Here is a 17,339-nt window from a genome sequence, read left to right as displayed (position 1 = left end):
GGCAGGCGTCCCCCCCTGGTTGCCGACCGCTGCCCCGTCCAGCCTGGTGACCAGCGAGAGGTCAGTTCCGGCGGGGCTCTTGCCGTCTTTGATGACGAGGTCGAGGCCGGTGCCGTCGCCAGGGTCGAGGAACATCTGGCCGAGGAACACGAGTTGGTAGGGGTAGCCGGGGTCGGGGAGGTCGACCGAGCCGACAACCATGCTGTTGAACTGGGCGACTTCCGCGCCAGTCAGCTCGGTGATGCGGTAGACGAGTGTGGCCATGGGGTTGAGGCGTGCGGCGGTGATGTTCTCCCCCGCCCGCCAGGGTTGCGGAGCGATTGCGTCCCTCCCTTGAGATTCAGCGTGCGGCGGTTGCGGGGGTGGCCAGGTAGACCGCGCTTCCGGCTGGGTGCGGGCGCACGAGACCGTTCGTGCCGCGCTCGACGGTGAAGGATTGCGGCGAGCGGGTACCGGTGATCGCGGTGACCCGCATGGTTTCCCCGCCGACCGTGATCATGAGCGGGAACTGTGCGCCGTGTTCGGCGGTGGTGATCCACATCGGTCCGGCCGTCGTGGTGACGGTGCACTGGCGATCGTCCGTGCCCATGGCCGTGGTGAGGACCGAACCGGAGGTATCTGCCCGCCAGTGCCCGCCGCCGGGTGCGTTGGCCATGGTGGTGGCGACCTGCCACGGCCGTGCCGGGGACGCGTTCACCTCGGCGTCGATCCGGTGGGGTCGGTAGGTCTCGGTGTAGCCCTGCACCAGCAGCGCGACCGCGCCGGGCGGGTGCTGCGGGGGCAGCCGGGTGACCTCGATCTGGTCGCCCAGGTCGAGATCCAGCCACGGCCGCAACAGGTCGGGGTTCGCGGTCAGTGCGGGGGCGACCTGTGGGTACCGCATCCCCGAATCGGTGCCCAAGTGGAGTTCCCACGCCGCGATGTCCGGCAACTGCGCGTCGCTGGCCACGTTCAGGGTGACCTGGGTGTCGTAGCGGCCTCGTGCCGCGATGTGCGCCTGGTTGGTGACTCGGGTCGACCGGCCGCCGGGGCGGCTGATCGTGACGTCGTTGTGGACCTGGCGGTCATCCATTACGGGGGCGAACCCGGGCGCGATGTCGCCGGGGCCGCGGGCTGCGTCCAGGGACAGGGCGGCGGGTTGGGTGTAGAGGGAGGCGCGGGTGCGGTAGGTCAACCCGGGTCGGGAGCGGGTTTCGAACAGGATCCCGCCGTCGATGGCGGCGCAGCCGCGCAGTAGCTCGGGCAGGGTCTCGATGCGTTGCGGTCCCATTAGCTCGGTGTCGGCGGTCCGTCCGATCACGGTCAGCGGGATGTCGTTTTCGGCGGCGAGGCGGCGAAGCCGGTCTCCGGCGCGTTCGGGGTTCCAGGCGAGCGCGGCCCCGCGCAGCCCGTCGCCGACCGGCTGGTCGGAGGTGGTGGCGATCAGATGGCCGATGGCGGTGCCGTTGAGATCAGCGAAATCGGAGGGTTGTCCGACCCACCAGCCCCCGCCCAGCACAATCCCCTGCGGCGGATTGAACACCGTGTTGAACCGCGCGGCGTAGCCGACGCCGAACGGGAACTCAGGGGCGAACAGGACCGCCGAGGCCGTGGTCGACCCGTCGTCGCCCTTGACCAGTTCGAACCGCACCAGCACGGTGCGCCCGTTGGGCGGGAAGTACCGGAAATAGACCGTGGTCTCCAACTCACCGCCGAGTGCGCTACGGGTGCGGATCCGCATCGCACCCTCCGGACTGGCCTCCAGAGCGAAGTACGCGGCCGTCCCGGGCCCGAGCCCGTACAACGTGATCAGCGGAGTGTGGTCAGCCTTCACCCCCTCCATGGGCAGGGCGAGCAGGGCGATGGCGCTGAATCGGCCGGTGTCGGGGTAGCGGGGCAGGAACACCGATGCCTGCCCCGCCTTGAAACTCGGCAACGGCGCGGAGCCGTCCACGTCGGACACCCCGGCGAGGGTGACGTCCCCGGCGAGCACCATCGGCTTCGCGTTGCCGAGCACTGGGGCGAGTTCGGTTGCGGCGGCGGGGTCCTCGCACGGCCAGTACGCGATCGGGGCGGGCCGGGTGTCGAGCACCGCCCGCCGCACCGGCGAGGGCGGGACGGTCTTGTTCTGTTCCAGCCGCCGCAGCACCCCGGAGGCGGTCACGGTGACCCGCGACTCGCCCGGGTAGCCCTGTCCGTCGGACAGGTCGCCGTAGGGCCACTCCGGTGCCCATTCCGCGACGAACCCTGAGAATCGGACCGTGCGGTCGGTCAGCGCCGCACCGCCGGTCAGGGTCCAGACGCGGCCGGTGGAATCGGTCAGCGTCGAATCCCCAGGCTGGGCGCGAGTGAAGTCCGGAGCGGCCACCAGTGGCCCGTCGATCCCGCGCCGGACCTGCACCGCAGCGATCTCGTCAAGGACCGGGGACTCGACGTCGGGCAGTGGGCCGACCCGGAGCGGGACCGCGCTGGCGAACACCTTCGTGGTGATCGGCGCGACGAACGGATCCCCCGCCACCGTCCACGGCCCCGAGATCGAGTCCGCCGTGTAGAGGGTGAGCACGAACCCACCCCGGCCGTTGTCCACGTCCAGGGTGACCCGCAGCGCCCGCCGCCGTGTGCGGGGCAGGGGCGGAAAGGGGAACACGTAGCCGGTGGTGCCGTCCGGGCTCCACCCAAACGTGACCGCCTCGTCAGTGCTGGTGCCGAGGAACCAGGACAACGCCGGAGTGACCGGATCCCACTTCGACGCCAGAACGACCCCGGCCCAGGTGTCGAGCGTGGCCTCGACCCGTATATCCAGGTCCCCGGTCACGCTGGACGCGACGGTGTCCGGGGTGGTCGCTGCGCCGACGCCGGGCACGGTCAGGACGGTGCGCCCGGCGGGCAGCGAAACCCGCATCGGCACGCCGAGCACCACATGCGGGAAGTAGGGCGAGGCGGGATGGTTCGGCGTGTAGTGCCCGTGCTGGTTGTCCAGCACCACCCGGCAGGACGAGGGCTGCACCTGGGCGGCCTCGTCCTGCCGCCCCCGCGAGACCGCGATCGCCTGCGGCAGCAGATCGCCGGTCACGTCTCGCCAGGTCCAGCCCGCCGGACGGCCCGCTAGGTCCGCGCCGAACGCCAACTCGACCCGCACATCGGTCCTGTCCACCCGGCCACCTCCCGGGCTATGGGATTGATCGCATCAAGCCGACGTGGTCGCACATGCCAATGATCAGGTGTTATCCAGATTGGCTGGCAACTACCCAGTAGTCACTCCAACAGAAAGTCATCAACGGACGCTGATGGGTCGAGCAACTTAGCGGCGCGCACATCCCGTGACAAGATGTTCGCCATGTTTCGATCGTGAGCAGCGATTCGCGCAGGGGCATGGCCCATAGATTGCGCCAGCATGTCCTCAAACATCGGCGCACGGTCTCGCTTGCTTCGGTCCGCCAGTTCGCGGAGCAGGGTCTTAGCCAGACCTCTGTCACCCAATCGCTTGGCATGTTTGAAGGCACGCTCTAGATGCTTTGCCGTCCCCTGCCAGCCTTCGCGACAGCCAGGGAATTCATCGTTTTGAAAGACTGCGAGCACTGCATACAACAGCAAGACCTCTTTGCCAGCAGAAGGATCGACCGCCTGTGGCCCGATGTTGGCCATCATGAAATGTGCGCCGTAGTCGTACCCTTCCTCGATGTGGTCGAGAAGGCTCCTCGCAGGCGCATCATCGCGTTCGAGCGACGGAAGCCAGGAGTTTGCGAAATCGCTTAGATCAACTCCGCCAACGGTGTATAGCGTCATATCGCCCCTCTGCTTGCCAGGCAGTTCCGTGACCGCCTCCTTAACACCGCAGTCGCTAGAACCACCTCCACCGTTTCAGGCGCGTGGACGTTCGGGTGTCGCGCGTTGTCGAACGGAAAGCCGCCCGGTTAGTGACCGAAGGCGAATTGGACGTTGCCACCGCCTTGAGCGTGTACCGCGCCCCGGAGCCAGGCGGTGAGGTGGCGGTCCAGGCCGGAGGCGTCGATCACGACGGTGACCCCGCCCGAGGCATCGGGACCGCCGCCCGCCGCGAGGGCCGACCGTCGCGGGCTGATGTCCACATCGGACACACCTCCGCCCGTGCTGTTTACGGTCTGCGGCAGTGTGGTGGTGAGCGCGGTCAGGTAGTCGCGGATGGCGGGTTCGCCGGACTGGAGGCCGTCGAGCAGGCCACTCATGATCAACCGGCCGTTGCCGGTCAGCAGGACGCGGTCGCGGGCGGGTGGGCCTTTCCATTGGCCGATCCAGCCGGTCAGCTCGGCGAGTTTTCCTTGACCCAGTCGAATCCGAAGGTGATGCCGTCGATCAGGCCGCGCATGAGGTCGGCTCCGGCGTCGAGCAGGACCAGGCGCATGTTCCCGAGCGCGTCCCGGATCCGGCCCGGCAGGCTGCGCACCCATTCGACGGCGTCGTTGAGGCGCAGCACGATCGCTAGCCGGACTTCCTCGAACCAGGTGCCCACTCGGCCCGGGAGTTCGCCGAGCCAGTTGAACGCCGAGATGATGTCCAAGACCCGGCCGTTGACATAGTTCGACAGGTCGGTGATCCGGTCGGAGGCCCATTTCCACACGGTGTTCCACAGGTCGACCCAGAAGTCGCGGAACGAGTTCCATCGGACCTCGATCCCGATCGCCACGTCTTTGAAGAAGTCGGTGATCGGCCCCCAGTTGTCGATGATCAACTGGGCGAGGGCGATGATCGCGCCGATCGCGAGGATCGCCGCGCCGATCGGGTTGGCGTCCATCGCGACGTTCCAGGCCCACTGCGCGGCCGTCACGGCGCCGATCGCGATCGCGAGCGGGCCGAGCCAGTCGATGTTGTCGGAGATGAATCGGACCAGCCCGGCCAGCAGGCCGCCGCCGATCCGGATCGCGGACTCCAGCAACGGTCCGGCCTGCTCGACCAACTTGGCGAACGCGTCCGCCAAGGGTGGGACCAGCGGGCCGAGTTGCTCGAGCGCGACCTTGAGCACGCGGGACACGACCGCACTCACGCGGGAGATCGCCTCGCCCAGGGTGCGGAACACCTCGCGGCCGTCGGCGGACTGTACGAACTCCTTGATCGTGGCGATCGCCGGGCCCAGAAACCCGCCCACGCCCGCACCGCCTTCCCGGAGCGCGGAGAACACGCTCCCGATGATCGCCAGAACATCGCCGAGGATGGTGAAGATCTCGCGGACGGTGTTGATGCCGTTCTGCATCCAGGTCCGGAGTTGCCCGGTTTCGCGGGCGCGGGATACGAACTCGGCCAGCCGTTGCGCCGCACCCGCGAGCCCGGAGGCGAAGCCTGGCAGGAATCCCGAGCCTACGGCGGCTAGATCACGCACGACCTGGAGCAGCGGCCGTACCGCTTGGGCGAGGCGGCCGGTCGCGGTCGAGGAGTTGTCCAGGATCGTGCGCAGATCGCCCACGGTGCGGCCTTCACGGGCGAACGCGGTGAAGCCGCGGGCTCCTTGGTTGAGGCTGCCCGCCATCTGCCCGAGCCCGGCCCGCAGCACCGGCAGATACCGGCCCGCCAGGGCGTCGATCTCGCCCGCCATCCCGGCGAACAGCCGCTGCTGCACCTGCGCCCGCAGACCTGCGAACTCGGGGCGCAGGCCGCGGATGGCGTTCGCGGCGGAGGCCATCGAGGGCGGGAACTTCCCCACCGCCTCGGCATACTTCGTCGGGTCGTCCTCCTTCAGCGCGTCGGAGAACCCGGACAGGCCAAGCTTCAGCGTGCCGATCGCCGCCCCCGCCGCCACCCCGGCGGCCGGAAGCAGCAGTAGCGCCCCGGACGCAGACACGGCCATGCTGCCCAGGCCGCTGAGCGTGGACAGCGCCCCACCCACGGTGGCGGTGAAGCTGGCCAGCCGGGCGGCACCGACACCGAGTCCGCCCAGCAGAGAGCCCAGACCGCTCACCGCCGAGCCAAGGGACCGGTCCGCGTCGACCCGAACCGACACCGATCGCCCGGACAACCGCCGCAGCAACCGCTCAAACCGGGTTTCCGCCGGGGTCGCGTCCAGCTCGGCCAGCAGCCGCACCGCCGTCTGATCGCCCTCACGCGCGGCGGCTCGGAGCTGCTCTTTCAGCAGCGCCGTTTTCAGGTCCGCCGCGAGGCTGACTTTCGGGGCTTCGCCCTCGGCTTGGCGCACCTGATCCCGCAGGTGGCGGCCGAGGCCCTGCAGGCTGGGAATGATTTTGAGGTAGGCGTGGGCGACCGAGGTCACGGGCGATCACCACTCACGGTCTCGGTCAGACGTTACGCATCCACAGCGCGATTTCGCGCAGGGACTTCACTTCCGGTTCGGCCTGCTCGGTCGGTGCTTCCCGTTCCGGTACGAGTTGGCCGTCCCAGGCGTCGAGCGGGCTGGCCAACTGGGCATCGGTGACGTCCTGTCCCAGTGCCGCGGCCACGGTCGCCCACAGCGCGGTGACCCGGCGTTCGACTGCCGCCAGCAGTAACTCGGACCGTGTCCGCACCCCGCCGGCGAGCAGCCGCCACACTGCCGCGTCGTCGGGCAGGTGCGTCACCAGGGCGCAGACCCGCCGATACGACAGGCGGCCCCGGTAGAGGTCGAGCAGGTCCACGCCGTGCCGGAGGAAATCGGTTTCGAGAGCTTCCGCGGTCGCCCCGTCTGCTAGCAGCAGGGCGACCGTTACGGGTTTCCCCGCCCCAGCTCCCGCATCACCGTTTCCGAGAACTCATCGGCATCCCCGGCTTTCGAGGCCAGGCTTCGCCAGGTGGCGTACTGGTCGACGCCGAGAATCAGTTTCAGCGCGGTGAGGTGCTTACCCTCCTCCTCGGCCTCAAGCGCTTCGAGCGGGAAGTCCTCGGCGCGCGGGAGCGTGAACCGCTTCCCGCGCCACATCACGGCCAGCCCGGCGCCCTTCGCCGTAGGTTGGCCGGTCGCCTCCGCGCGCTGTGTCTTGCTCATCGGGGGTTGCTCCTTGGTTCTTGTCGGCTGGTCGCATGGCGAAGCGTTCGCACTCGCGCCCGTGGATCACGGCGAGGTGGTGCCGTCGCGCGTAATCGTCTCGGCCGGAGATCTGGTCTTGAAGGAACGTTTCCGGGTTGTCGGGGCGGAAGTACAGGGCAGCGCTGCGCAACAGCGCGCCCAGCGTCCGGCCCCGAAACGTGATCCCTTCGCTGGAGTCGCTGAGTTCGTAGAATCCGCCACTCATCGCCGCCCCTGCGCCTAGCTCTCCATCGACGGGGCGACACGAGCCAACGCTGGCCCGTCCGGCACACCCGCCGCCGTAGCCGGAGCGGAGAGGATCACGGCCGGGTCGTTGGTCAGCCAGACCGCCAGAATGGTGGAGCCCTGTTCGGGTGCGAGCGCGGAGAACGTCAACCCCCAGCGTGCTTCCTGCGTGCGGGAGAGCTGGGCTTCCTCGGTCTCGGAGACCTCGGCGCGAGGCACGTAGAGCCGGTGACTGTAGATCTCGGTCTCGGAGATGTAGTCCGTCCAGTCCACGCACAACGCCCGCACGTCACCCTTGGGAACGCTGGAAATCTCGGCCCGGTACTTCTTCGATCCGGTCGCGGTCTCGGCGAACTTGAGCCCGCCGAAGTACGCACCGAGCACGATTCCCTTGGTTTCCTGGAAAACCGATTTCACGGTCAGTTCGTGGGACTTGTAGATGTAGCGCGCGGGGGTGAGCTGCTGCCAATGGCTCGTGCCCTCTTTCTCGACCTTGCGCGCCATGGTCACACCGTCCTCAGTGGACAACCCGAGCCCGCCCCACGGCGCGGGCAACGGGGTGGTGGCGTCGGGCGGTTCGGCGGTGCCTGCCGGGGCCAGCGACAGCTCCCCGGTACCGGGGACCCGCACGAGCGATGAATTCACAGCCATGAAACGGAAACCTCTCCCGTGATCAGGAGGGGGTGCGCGCATACACGGCGGCCGAAGCCGTCGCCAGCGGGGCGCTGGTGTGCGGGTCGATCCCCGCGATCGGAGCGGACACGGGATGCGCCCACAGGATCGAGCCGGGTTCGGGCGGGGCGCAGAGCAGCCCGAGCGCGAGCCCGACCAGAGCCTTGGACGTGTAGGGGGTGCGGTGCCAGCAGGTCAACCGGATCACCGCCCGTTGCACGGCGGGCCAGTCCCAGGTGTGGACGTCCTCGGCGACCAGGAGCCACGGCAGCGACGGCGGCCCGCCGTCCGGGCCGTCCCCGGTTTCCGTGGAGACCTTGACTCCCTCGGCGGCCTGCCCGGCGAGCTGGGTGCGCAGGCGGCGGACCACCAGCTCGGTGACGTCGAGCGGGGCCGGTGGCCGGGCGATCATGTCTCGTCACCCGGTTGCGCGCCGCCGTTGACCTCCAGGCCGGAGCTTCCAGCGGCCCGCGCGAGCACGCCGTAGCGGGCTTCCATGCCGACCCCAGCGGGGTGGCGAATCGCGACGGTCCACCCGGCACGGTCGCGGTTAGGGTCCGAGTAGACGTCGATGGGCAACGGCTCGCCGGAGGTCACCCGATGCCCACCGGAGCGGGCGATCTCGCCCACTTTCTTGGCCAGCTCCCGAATGATCGCGTCGAACTCGGCGGATTTCAGGATCTCCGCGACCCCGGCACGGTCCAGGGTGACCCGTTCCAGCGCTGCCATCGATCAGCCCTCCACATGCGTTAAGACGGCCTCGTAGTGGACGTGGCCAAACCGCGGGGACCACCGCGCCGGTTCCCCAGTGATCTCGAACGTTCGGCCCTGCCACACGATCCGTTCCCTTGCGGTGACCGCCGCCGTGGTGAACAGCCGCCAGGAGGTGACAACTGGTTGCCGATGTGGTGCGGCCGGTTCGGTCGAGCCGCCGGGTTGCATCAGGCCCCGGATCGCGCGGCGGGGAGCGGCCGGTCCGTAGTCGCGGGCCGGTGCGGGGTTGTCGTACTCGTCGACCACCAACAAGGGGGTGATCACCGTGAGGCGGTGTGGATGCTGCACGAGGCATCACCGCACCGTCCAGATCGAGAACGCAGCGCGCGGCGGCGGCACCGGAGGCCGCAGCCGGTCCAGTTCGTCATCGGTGAGGTAGAGCCCGCCTCCGGCGTGCGCGGCGGTGCGTGAGTGCCCGCCCACCGTCTCGGAAGCGTTGCCATCCGCCGGAGACGCCAGCGCCCGCAACACCGCCGTGCAGACCACCCCGACCGCCGTGTCCGGCGGCGGTTCCGGCATGTTCGGAACGTCGTGGCGGATGATCGCCGAGGCGTCCGCGATCAGCACCGCCACCCGCGCCTGCTGCTCGGTACTCAGTGCCTCATCGGTACGGGCCTGGACATCGGCCACGGTGGCAAGCGGTGCGAGGGCGGACAGGGCACTCACCCCCGCACCGCTGGACTCGGCGGTCAGGCCGAAGGCTCGGCGGCTGGGCCGTCGCCGCTGGTGTCCTTGGACGGTCGCCCACCAGCAGCACGCACGCCGAGATCGGACGGCAGCCGCTTCAACGCCTCGATCACGGCCTTGTCCGTCACGTCGGCTTCGCCGTCGCGGAAGACCACACCGAGGTCGTGCACGACGAGGTGCGGGTAGCGGGTACTGGTGAACTTCACGCGCCACCGCCCGCCGGGCCAGTGGTGAGGCCGGTGATCTTGCCGTGCGCGTTCTCCGGCCCGTACTCCAGACCGATCTCGCCGTAGATCTGCGCGCGGTCGGTCGCGCCGGTCTTGGCCAGCGGCTCCGAGAACAAGAACCCTTTCGCGGGCACTTCCAGCAGCACCGGGGCGCACTGGTCGGCCGAGACGACCTCGACCACGTCCAGCGGCATGTGCCGGTTGAGCATCACCGACAGGATCCCGAAGTCGGTTTCGATCTGGGTGACGTTCACCCCGGCGAGGTTGCGGGTCTGCTCGCGGTAGTTCTTCTTCGTGACGAACTCGTTCGTGAGCTGCCGTTTCTGCCAGGCATTGCACATCAGCACAGCGGTTTCCGAGACCTGGATACCGCCGGAGGTCCACACCGCCTGCAGAAGGTCCAAGACCATGGCCTCGGTGAGCGGCTTCGGCGTGGCGTTGGTGACGACGTTGGTCTTGGTCGCCTCCAGAATGCCGCGCGTCTTGCGCACCTTCGAGTTGTCGGTGGGTTCCTGGAACGTGCCGGAGATGAACGAGGCTTCGGTGTCGCGGGCGATCTGCACGAGCGCCTGCTGGGTCTGCCAGTCCATCTCGTTGGTGATCGGGTTCGTCCCGACGATGCCCGCAGCGTTCGGGTTCGGCGAGCCGGTCCCGGCGGTCATCTGCTGGGCGGCCTGGCGGGTGTAGGTCAGGCCGATGGTTTCCTGGTGGATCTCCAGGACGTTCCGGTCCTGGCCACGAACCCGAGATTCGGCGGCCGGAGCGTCCGCCCCTTCCGCGCGCTGCCGGTTCGGGTCGGCCGGGCGCAGGTCGTAGACCTGCCACGTGTGCACGGTGCCGGTCGCGCGCTTGCCACCGGTCAGCCCGCCGATCGCGGACAGGAACGGGGTATCGGTCGGAGTGAGGGCGAACAGCTCGCCCACGAAGTTGGGACTGTTGTAGGTGTTGGCAATCGCGGCCACACCAGGCATCAATGCCTCCCCAGGATCTCGGGGGAAGTGGAGCGCGTGTCTAGCGCTGCTGGGCGGCTTGCTCGGCGAGCCGCTGGTTTTTCAAGGCGATGGCGGCCATCCAGTTGCCGCGCTTCTCCGCATCGGCGATCTGGACGTCCAGACTCGCCGGGCCGGACTGGCGCTGCCCCTGCGACGGATCCGGCGCAGGCCGGCGAGGACCGGACTGCTCGCGGTCGCGGGCAAGGTGCGGCCGGGCGAGCAGCACCGCGGCCAGGTCCGCCGCGATGGCGGCGGTGTCGATCTCGCCGTCCTCGCCGAGATAGCGGTCCCGGTCGTCGAGGTAGCGGGGTGCGTCGCTCGGGTCGGCCCACCCGGTCGCGGCGGCCCGGATCTCCGCCTCGACCGCCTTCCGCCGGAACGCGGCCAGCTGCTTCTCCGCAGTCTCCGCGCGCCGGGCGGCTTTCTCGGTGTCGGTCTGCTGGGCGGCCTCGATCTCATCCAGGCGCGCGGCCTTCTTCTTGTGGCCTCGGGCCGCCTGTTCGGTCTTGGTGAGCTTGGCCTGTACCTGTTCGTACAAGGCTCTGTAATCCACGGAGTTGGCCGGATCGGGCTCGGCCTGCCCTGCCGGATCGGCCTGTCCGGTTTCGGTCGCCAGGGCGGCTGGTTCCGAGGTTGTCGGGGCGGCTGGGCCGATTGCTGCAGGCTTAACAAAGCTACTGCTCATCGATATGTGCTCCGATCGTGTGATGAAAGGCGGAAAGGAGGCTGGAACGATGGCCGCGTGAAGTCTCGATCCCGCCGCGCGTTGGCCGTCACTGCAACGGCGTGTTCCGCTGGTGCCGCCGTTGTGGCGGATAAGATCGAGGACCCTGTGGCGGTGACCGCCTCTGTGTTGTTCGTGACGCTCACGATGGGTGCCGGGACGTGGCTGCTGGCTACAGCCGATAGGAAAAAGAGCCGGTCCGCGAGCCGTAAAACTGTGAAGGCACGAGGTCGTACAAGAAAAATTCCCCGCGCTCGCAGGTATGTATCGGGGCAGTCAGCGCGGGCCGTGGCATTTGTCGCGTTCAGTGGGGGCGCGCAGGTTATCGCCGGAGTCAACGGGGAACTCACGTTGTGGCAGCTCGCATGGCTGCTGGTGACGATACTCGCCGCAGCCGGGGGCGTTCTGCTCACGTCGGGCGAAATAAAAAAACACGGATCGTGAGGTTAAGTTTCGGCATCGATCGATGCGACCTAGTACGGACCTAGTGCAGGTAGCCGAAACGGCGCAGCTGTTCGGTAAGCTCGGGTTCGTCGCGAGTGCTGTTGACGAGTTGAGCTGGAGTCGGCCGGGCGACGCCGGATGTGCGGTAGCGGCGTCCAGGCCGTTTCTTTAGGTCGCCGAGTTGGCGGCCCACCCCTCGGCTGGTGATCGCCTCGCGGGTGTATTCGTGCCCACCTGCGACGTATACGGCCCCTTTGCGGCGGGCGTTGACCACGCGGGACAGGTCGGCTCCGGCGCGGATGGCTGCGGCTCCGCCCTTGCCGAACGCCTTTTCTTGCTGTTCGGGTGTCATCGCGGTGAACAGGGCGCGGGGGTTGTTGCCGGGGCGCTGGGTGCGCCACTGCTCGCGGGTGACCGGTTTCATCGAGCAGTCGCACCGAGGGTGGCGCAGGAATCCGGTGGAGTTGCGGTAGAGCCGTCCGGCGAGCTGGGTGCAGCGCCCGCAGGCGGGCAGGTGCACGATCCGTTCGTGCCCGGCGATCTCCGGTTCCAGGACCGAGCCGACCTGAACGGCCAGGCGCCCGGCGTCGGCCACTTCGGTGGAGGTGTAGAGCAGCGCCCGCGCCAGCCCCGCCGCGCGTGCCTCGCTCGGCGGCATCCCGAGCCCGATCGCCCGCCGGTAGAGGCTGAACGCGAAGTCGACCAGGCGGGCCAGCGACAGCCCGTTGGCGGCGCGACCGGCGAAGCCGCGGGCCACCAGCTCGCCGAGCGGGTTGGAGACCGCCCCGGCGGCGGCGAGGGTGGCGGCGATGTAGCGCGGGGCCAGCGCGGCGGCGTCGGCCTGGCCCTCGGTGATGGCGGCCACCAACTCGGGCCGCAGCTCGGGCCACGTCTCGGTGTCCAGCTCGGTCCAGGCCCGTTGGACCTGGTTCGCCGCCTGCCGGACGATGCGCTGCTGGGCGCGGTAGTACTCCCGATCGGCCGCCGTGGTGCCGTTCACCGCGCGGTGGTGGTGTAGGCGGGGGCGCGGAACTCGATCGCCCGCGCCGGGCGCAGCCGGGATCCGGCGAGCACGCTCGGACGTTCCTGCAGACCGGTCACGGCCTGGTCCTCGTCCACGCCTTCAGCCGGTGCGGCGGGCAGCTCGGTGTCCGGCTTCGGACCGAACTCCGCCGCGAGGTCGCCGCCCGCGACCCTGCTGTATGCCTCGCGGTCTTCGGCTTCCATGTCGCGGATCTGCGCGTCGGAGTACCCGAGTGCACGCCGGGCGGAGCGGCGGGGCAGCAGCTTGTCCGCGCTGTAGAGCTTGACCACCCCATCGGCCTGGGCCGCGAAGGTCGGCGTGGCCGGGTCGACCCACTGGGTTTCCACCCGCAGCGCCTCATCCGGGACCTTGCCGTCGCGCACGTGCAGGATGCGCTGCGCCACCCGATCCCAACCGTCCCCGAACGAGCGCTGGCGCCGCTCGGCCCGCTTGATGTGCCGCGACTCCGCCGACCGGATGCCTTCCGCGCTGGCGGGGTTTTCGGTGGCGTAGCCGAGGAAGTGCGGCGGCAGCCCCGACAGCGAGGCGACCAGGCGGGCCAGGGCGTTGAGCGTGTTGTGGAAGTTGGACAGGTCGGCCTCGGGGAACTGCCCGACCGAAACGCCGTCGTCCTTCGGGCTTTTCGAGCTAGCCCACAGGACACCGGCGACGGCCTCCCACGGGGTGAGCGCGTTTCCCTTGCTGTCGACGAAATCGTCCTTGTCGAACCCGAGCGCGTACCGGCGCGGCATCGCGTGGAACTCCGCGGACACCATCATGTCGGTGGCGATCTTGCACGCGGCATCCGACAGCGGGAGCACACTGGCCAACTCCGAGCGCCCCAGCCGGGTAGCCGAGTAGCGCGGCATCGTGTGCCGACGCCTGCGGGTGCGCGGCCGGTTCACCAGCGGCACCACCGGCACCGCGCCCATGCCGTGCTCGTCCCGGTTGGTTTCCTCCCAGACCGCGCCACCGGAGTCCGAGCTGTACCAGATGGTCTCGTTGGGCAGGTACAGCGTGGCGTAAGCCTCCAGCAGGTCCCCGTCCCCGTCTTCGGCGAACTGGCGTTTCAGCGCGACCCGGACCTCCCGCGTGCGCGGGTCGAGGTCCACGTGGACATCGAACGGCGATTCGACGGTGACCAGGGGCAGGCGCGGCTGTGTCTCGTTGGTGCCCACGATCGCGAACGACCGGCCCAGCGCCAGCGCGTCCACGTGCGCCTGTTCAGAGTGCAGGCCGAGCCGGTTGGCTTTCCAGATCTCCCACAGGTCCCGGTCGGCCGCCTCTTCGCCGCCGAGGCGGAATCCGGTCACGTCTAGGCGCTCGTCCAGGGCGTCGACGACGAGTTGGGGCCAGTTGATCACGACCTGGCGTACCCGCTGATCCAGCCGCCGCAGCAACTCCGGGTGCATGTAGGAGAGCGATTGTTCGCCCTCGTAGTAGGAATCGAGCAGTTCCAGCTCGGGAAGCTGCGCGTTGTGCAGCCGCGAAAGCCGCGTCACCCACTGCTCGGGGGTCAGCTCGTCGACCAGGAGCACGCGCGTCACCCCCTTGGCGCGTGTTAGCCCATGACGACCATGCGTCCTGATTTCTTCGGCTTCTGGCCGCGCAGCCGCCAGCCGGACACGGCCATCGCGGCGGTGGGCACGGCGTCGATGCGTTTGCCGGTCTTGCCGCGCTGGGGCTTGTCCGGGCGGATCAGATCGGGTTCGCCGGGCGGGTGGCGTACCTCGACGTTGTCGAAGCAGAACGCGGCGACCGGGTTGCCGTGGTGCGACCAGGACCGTGAGCGGGTCAAGGTCATCAGCTCGGTCATGCCGTGGGTCATGCCCCGGAAGGTCTGCGGGACCGGGTACATGTCCACGCGGGTGAGGCGTTCGAGGCGTTGCCGGACGGGTTCGCCGGACCATTCGTCGTAGTTGATGTCCGCCACCCGCAGCGCGGCGCAGTCCGCGGTGATGTCGGCCTCGATCACCTCGTAGTCGATGACCTCTCCGGGCGTGGTGGTGATCCAGCCCTGCTCGACCCAGCGCGAGACGCGGCGGTCGGTGTGCTCATCCAGGAAGACCACGGCGGCCTCGGGCAACCAGAACCGCCACAACGCGCTCGAGTGCCCGTCGATCCCGTCCGGTACGACGAGGCACCAGGCGGTGAGGTCGAGTTTGGAGGCGAGGTCGAGCCCGCCCCACGCTGGCCGGCCAGCCAGCCGCGCGCGCAGTTCGGCCGGGTCGGTGAACTCCGTGCCGGTGCACAGCTCGTACAGGTGCATCGGCATCCACCGCGTGGACTGGGACACCCATTGGTTGAGCCGGAACTGGCGGAACGCGTTCTCCCGCGCCGGGTCGTTGCGGGCCTCCAGCGCTTCCTCCCGCAGCGCCGCGAGCGACAGGAAGTCCCCGAGCGCGGGGTTGGAGTAGTACCAGTTCGCCTCGTCCCACGGGTCCGCATCTGCCGGGAGGTTGCGCAGGAACACGAACCGGTGCGGCGCCCGCGCCGGATCGTCGGCGATCTTGACGCACTCGTCGTGCTCGCTCTTGGCGAAGCTGGCCGGGTCATTGCCCGCTGTGGTCGCCGCCAGCAACAGCGGTTGCAGCCGGGTACCCATGCCGGTCCGCAGCGCCGACCACAGATCCCCGTTCGGCTGGGTCAGCACCTCGTCGAAGATCACGCACGACGGGTTCGACCCGAGGTTGCCCAGCGCGTCGGCCGCGACCACCTGATAGACCGAGTTCGTGCGCTCGTCGACGATCCGGGCCGCGTGCTCGATCACCCGAAGCCGCTTCGCCAGCACCGGCGACAGCGCCACCATGCGGGCCGCGACGTTGAACACCAGCCGGGCCTGGTCCTTGTCCCGCGCGCACCCGTACACCTCGGCGGACTCGGTGCCGTCCGCGACCAGCATGTACAGCGCCACGAACGCCAACAGCTCAGATTTGCCGTTCTTGCGGGCAATCTCGATCCAGCCCGAGCGGTACCGGCGGGCGTAACACTCGGCCTCGGCATCCCAGCGCACCTCACCGAACAGCGGACGCACGATCTCCTCCCGCTGCCAATCGGCCAGGATGAACGGCTGCCGCGCCCACCGGTCCTTGGTGTGCACGCAGATCTCTTCGGCGAACGCCTGCGCATGACCGGCGCGAGGTGTGCAGAAGTGGTCGCCGCGTTCCCGGCAGGACCGCCCGTCGAAGCTCCACCCGCACACCGGCAGCGGCGGCCGCCCGTCCTTGGGCTTGCGGGCGCGAGGTTCAGGAGAGGAGGCGGCCCGCTCCGCCCGAGGTGTCGCCATCGGCACTCACCTCGGTCTTGATCGACTGCCGGTCCGACGGTGTGAGCCCGAACCGCGCCGCATAGGTCAGAAACACCCGCTCGGCGTCGGCCTGCACCTTCAAAGCCGGATTCGGCACCAAGCCCCCGCCGCCCGGCACCAGCAGCGCAGACCCGTTCACGAGCGTGGTCGCAGTGACGTACCGGGCCAGCGCCTCACACAGCACGCCGAATGCGTCCACGTCCCACGCGGTCAGCACCTTGCGCGTGACCATGCTCGGCGCGAGCCGGTCCCAGATCCCGCGAGCCTTCTCCGAAAGCCAGTCCGGCGCGGTGACCTCGGCGGACGGGGGCTGTGGTTCGGCCGAGTTGATCCGGTCCTTCCTGTCCCCGTGCAGGATTCGCAGTGAAGTCGGTTTGCCCGCAGGGCCTCGTTTGCCCATCGCAACCCCTGGGTGATTGTGACCGAACCGTGATATTTCCCGGGCATGCCTGGCGCGCATGCATTTGGGCCGATTCGGAGCACACTTCGGCGCTCTGAATGACGGTTCAGTGCTTTGAAAGCACACTTAGGGGCTCTGAGTGCACGCTACTACCACGTTAACGGGTAGTTGAAGGGCTTAACGGACCACTTCTCGATTGATCAGGAGCGGCTTTTTCGATCGCTTCAGTGCCCACAGGTGGCTTGCCGGGCAACGCGGTTCGCTAGAGTCAGCGACCGCAGTGATTGCTTCAGCGACTCTTTCCGCTTCCCGATCGGGGAGGTCGGGAAGACCGGCGCCCGATCTCTAAGGTCAGCCGGTAGGAGACGCAGTTGAGCAGTCAATGCGATGAGGAAGGCGACAGCAAAGACGAGTCGCGGCGAGATGACGGTCGCGATGAGTCAGGACGTGACCCCGGCCGGGTTCACCGGCCCGACTGGGGCCACGTCGCCAACCTTTTTATCCAACTGAGTACTCAGTTGGTGGCCCTGACCCACGAGGTCCTAAAGCTCCGGGGTCAGTAGGCACGCGGGCCGGGCATCTGTGAGGGTGCCCGGCCCGTCCCTTTACTGGCATGACAGCAAAGCAGCAAACCAGCAAGCAGAGCGTACCCCTTACACGTGTATACGCGTGTAAGGGCTCATGATAGATCCCTCATAGACCCCATCGATCGGGGCGAGCGGCTGGTGGAGCTATGCCTGGCTGCGCGCCCGCCGACGAATCAAGCTAGGACGTCGGGGACGAGGACGAGCTCGACCTGCCCTTGGACGCGGCCTTGGGCGCGGTGGTGGCCTTCTTCCGGGCCTTGCCCCGGTTCTTCGCGGCGGCGACCTGCTGGCGCTTGCGAGGAGGCATTC

General features: G+C 68.7%; 19 protein-coding genes. All 19 read right to left on the bottom strand.

Annotated elements, in window-relative coordinates; all coding sequences use genetic code 11:
- Positions 1–340: 340 nt before the first annotated feature.
- Entirely contained in the window at positions 341–3,133 is a 2,793-nt protein-coding gene (locus FXO23_RS14850; RefSeq protein WP_158885089.1) for a hypothetical protein, read from the bottom strand.
- A gap of 101 nt (positions 3,134–3,234) precedes the next feature.
- Positions 3,235–3,765: a hypothetical protein gene (locus FXO23_RS14845; RefSeq protein WP_158885087.1), complete on the bottom strand. Its 531-nt coding sequence runs from the start codon at positions 3,763–3,765 to the stop codon at positions 3,235–3,237.
- Between the two features lie 128 nt (positions 3,766–3,893).
- Positions 3,894–4,184, bottom strand: coding sequence for a hypothetical protein (locus FXO23_RS14840; RefSeq protein WP_158885085.1), 291 nt, complete (start codon positions 4,182–4,184; stop codon positions 3,894–3,896).
- Positions 4,185–4,258: 74 nt separating this feature from the next.
- Entirely contained in the window at positions 4,259–6,217 is a 1,959-nt protein-coding gene (locus tag FXO23_RS14835; RefSeq protein ID WP_158885083.1) for a phage tail family protein, read from the bottom strand.
- A 25-nt stretch (positions 6,218–6,242) separates the two neighbouring features.
- Entirely contained in the window at positions 6,243–6,578 is a 336-nt protein-coding gene (locus FXO23_RS51545; protein ID WP_246257250.1) for a hypothetical protein, read from the bottom strand.
- A gap of 68 nt (positions 6,579–6,646) precedes the next feature.
- Positions 6,647–6,925 (bottom strand): hypothetical protein, encoded by a 279-nt coding sequence (locus FXO23_RS14825; RefSeq protein WP_158885081.1) that lies wholly within the window; start codon positions 6,923–6,925, stop codon positions 6,647–6,649.
- Positions 6,926–7,186: 261 nt separating this feature from the next.
- Positions 7,187–7,843 (bottom strand): phage tail tube protein, encoded by a 657-nt coding sequence (locus FXO23_RS14820; protein WP_158885079.1) that lies wholly within the window; start codon positions 7,841–7,843, stop codon positions 7,187–7,189.
- Positions 7,844–7,865: 22 nt separating this feature from the next.
- A complete protein-coding gene (locus tag FXO23_RS14815) occupies positions 7,866–8,276 on the bottom strand; it encodes a hypothetical protein (RefSeq protein WP_158885077.1) in 411 nt (136 codons plus the stop codon).
- Complete coding sequence (locus tag FXO23_RS14810) at positions 8,273–8,593, bottom strand: hypothetical protein (RefSeq protein ID WP_158885075.1); 321 nt, start codon at positions 8,591–8,593, stop codon at positions 8,273–8,275. The genes FXO23_RS14815 and FXO23_RS14810 overlap by 4 nt, the downstream gene beginning before the upstream one ends.
- A 3-nt stretch (positions 8,594–8,596) precedes the next feature.
- A complete protein-coding gene (locus FXO23_RS14805; protein WP_158885073.1) occupies positions 8,597–8,926 on the bottom strand; it encodes a hypothetical protein in 330 nt (109 codons plus the stop codon).
- 6 nt (positions 8,927–8,932) lie between these two features.
- Positions 8,933–9,304: a hypothetical protein gene (locus FXO23_RS14800; RefSeq protein WP_158885071.1), complete on the bottom strand. Its 372-nt coding sequence runs from the start codon at positions 9,302–9,304 to the stop codon at positions 8,933–8,935.
- 23 nt (positions 9,305–9,327) lie between these two features.
- On the bottom strand, positions 9,328–9,531 hold the full coding sequence (locus tag FXO23_RS14795) for a hypothetical protein (RefSeq protein WP_158885069.1): 204 nt from the start codon (positions 9,529–9,531) through the stop codon (positions 9,328–9,330).
- On the bottom strand, positions 9,528–10,523 hold the full coding sequence (locus tag FXO23_RS14790) for an SU10 major capsid protein (RefSeq protein ID WP_158885067.1): 996 nt from the start codon (positions 10,521–10,523) through the stop codon (positions 9,528–9,530). Before FXO23_RS14790 ends, FXO23_RS14795 begins: the two co-directional genes overlap by 4 nt.
- 40 nt (positions 10,524–10,563) lie before the next feature.
- Positions 10,564–11,082, bottom strand: coding sequence for a hypothetical protein (locus tag FXO23_RS14785; RefSeq protein ID WP_158885065.1), 519 nt, complete (start codon positions 11,080–11,082; stop codon positions 10,564–10,566).
- A 670-nt stretch (positions 11,083–11,752) separates the two neighbouring features.
- A complete protein-coding gene (locus tag FXO23_RS14780) occupies positions 11,753–12,712 on the bottom strand; it encodes a hypothetical protein (protein ID WP_158885063.1) in 960 nt (319 codons plus the stop codon).
- Positions 12,709–14,283 carry a phage portal protein gene (locus tag FXO23_RS14775; RefSeq protein ID WP_246257248.1) on the bottom strand — a complete coding sequence of 525 codons (1,575 nt, stop codon included), beginning with the start codon at positions 14,281–14,283 and terminating at the stop codon, positions 12,709–12,711. Before FXO23_RS14775 ends, FXO23_RS14780 begins: the two co-directional genes overlap by 4 nt.
- A 14-nt stretch (positions 14,284–14,297) precedes the next feature.
- Positions 14,298–16,022 carry a terminase large subunit gene (locus FXO23_RS14770; RefSeq protein WP_246257246.1) on the bottom strand — a complete coding sequence of 575 codons (1,725 nt, stop codon included), beginning with the start codon at positions 16,020–16,022 and terminating at the stop codon, positions 14,298–14,300.
- Positions 15,982–16,443 carry a phage terminase small subunit P27 family gene (locus FXO23_RS14765; RefSeq protein WP_158885061.1) on the bottom strand — a complete coding sequence of 154 codons (462 nt, stop codon included), beginning with the start codon at positions 16,441–16,443 and terminating at the stop codon, positions 15,982–15,984. Before FXO23_RS14765 ends, FXO23_RS14770 begins: the two co-directional genes overlap by 41 nt.
- Before the next feature lie 765 nt (positions 16,444–17,208).
- Complete coding sequence (locus tag FXO23_RS52250; protein WP_281356530.1) at positions 17,209–17,337, bottom strand: hypothetical protein; 129 nt, start codon at positions 17,335–17,337, stop codon at positions 17,209–17,211.
- Between the last annotated feature and the right edge of the window lie 2 nt (positions 17,338–17,339).

It is taken from the genome of Amycolatopsis anabasis (assembly GCF_009765355.1).
GTDB lineage: Bacteria > Actinomycetota > Actinomycetes > Mycobacteriales > Pseudonocardiaceae > Amycolatopsis > Amycolatopsis anabasis.
The sequence above is the reverse complement of the archived record's forward strand: the minus strand, read 5'-3'. Positions and strand labels throughout refer to the sequence as shown.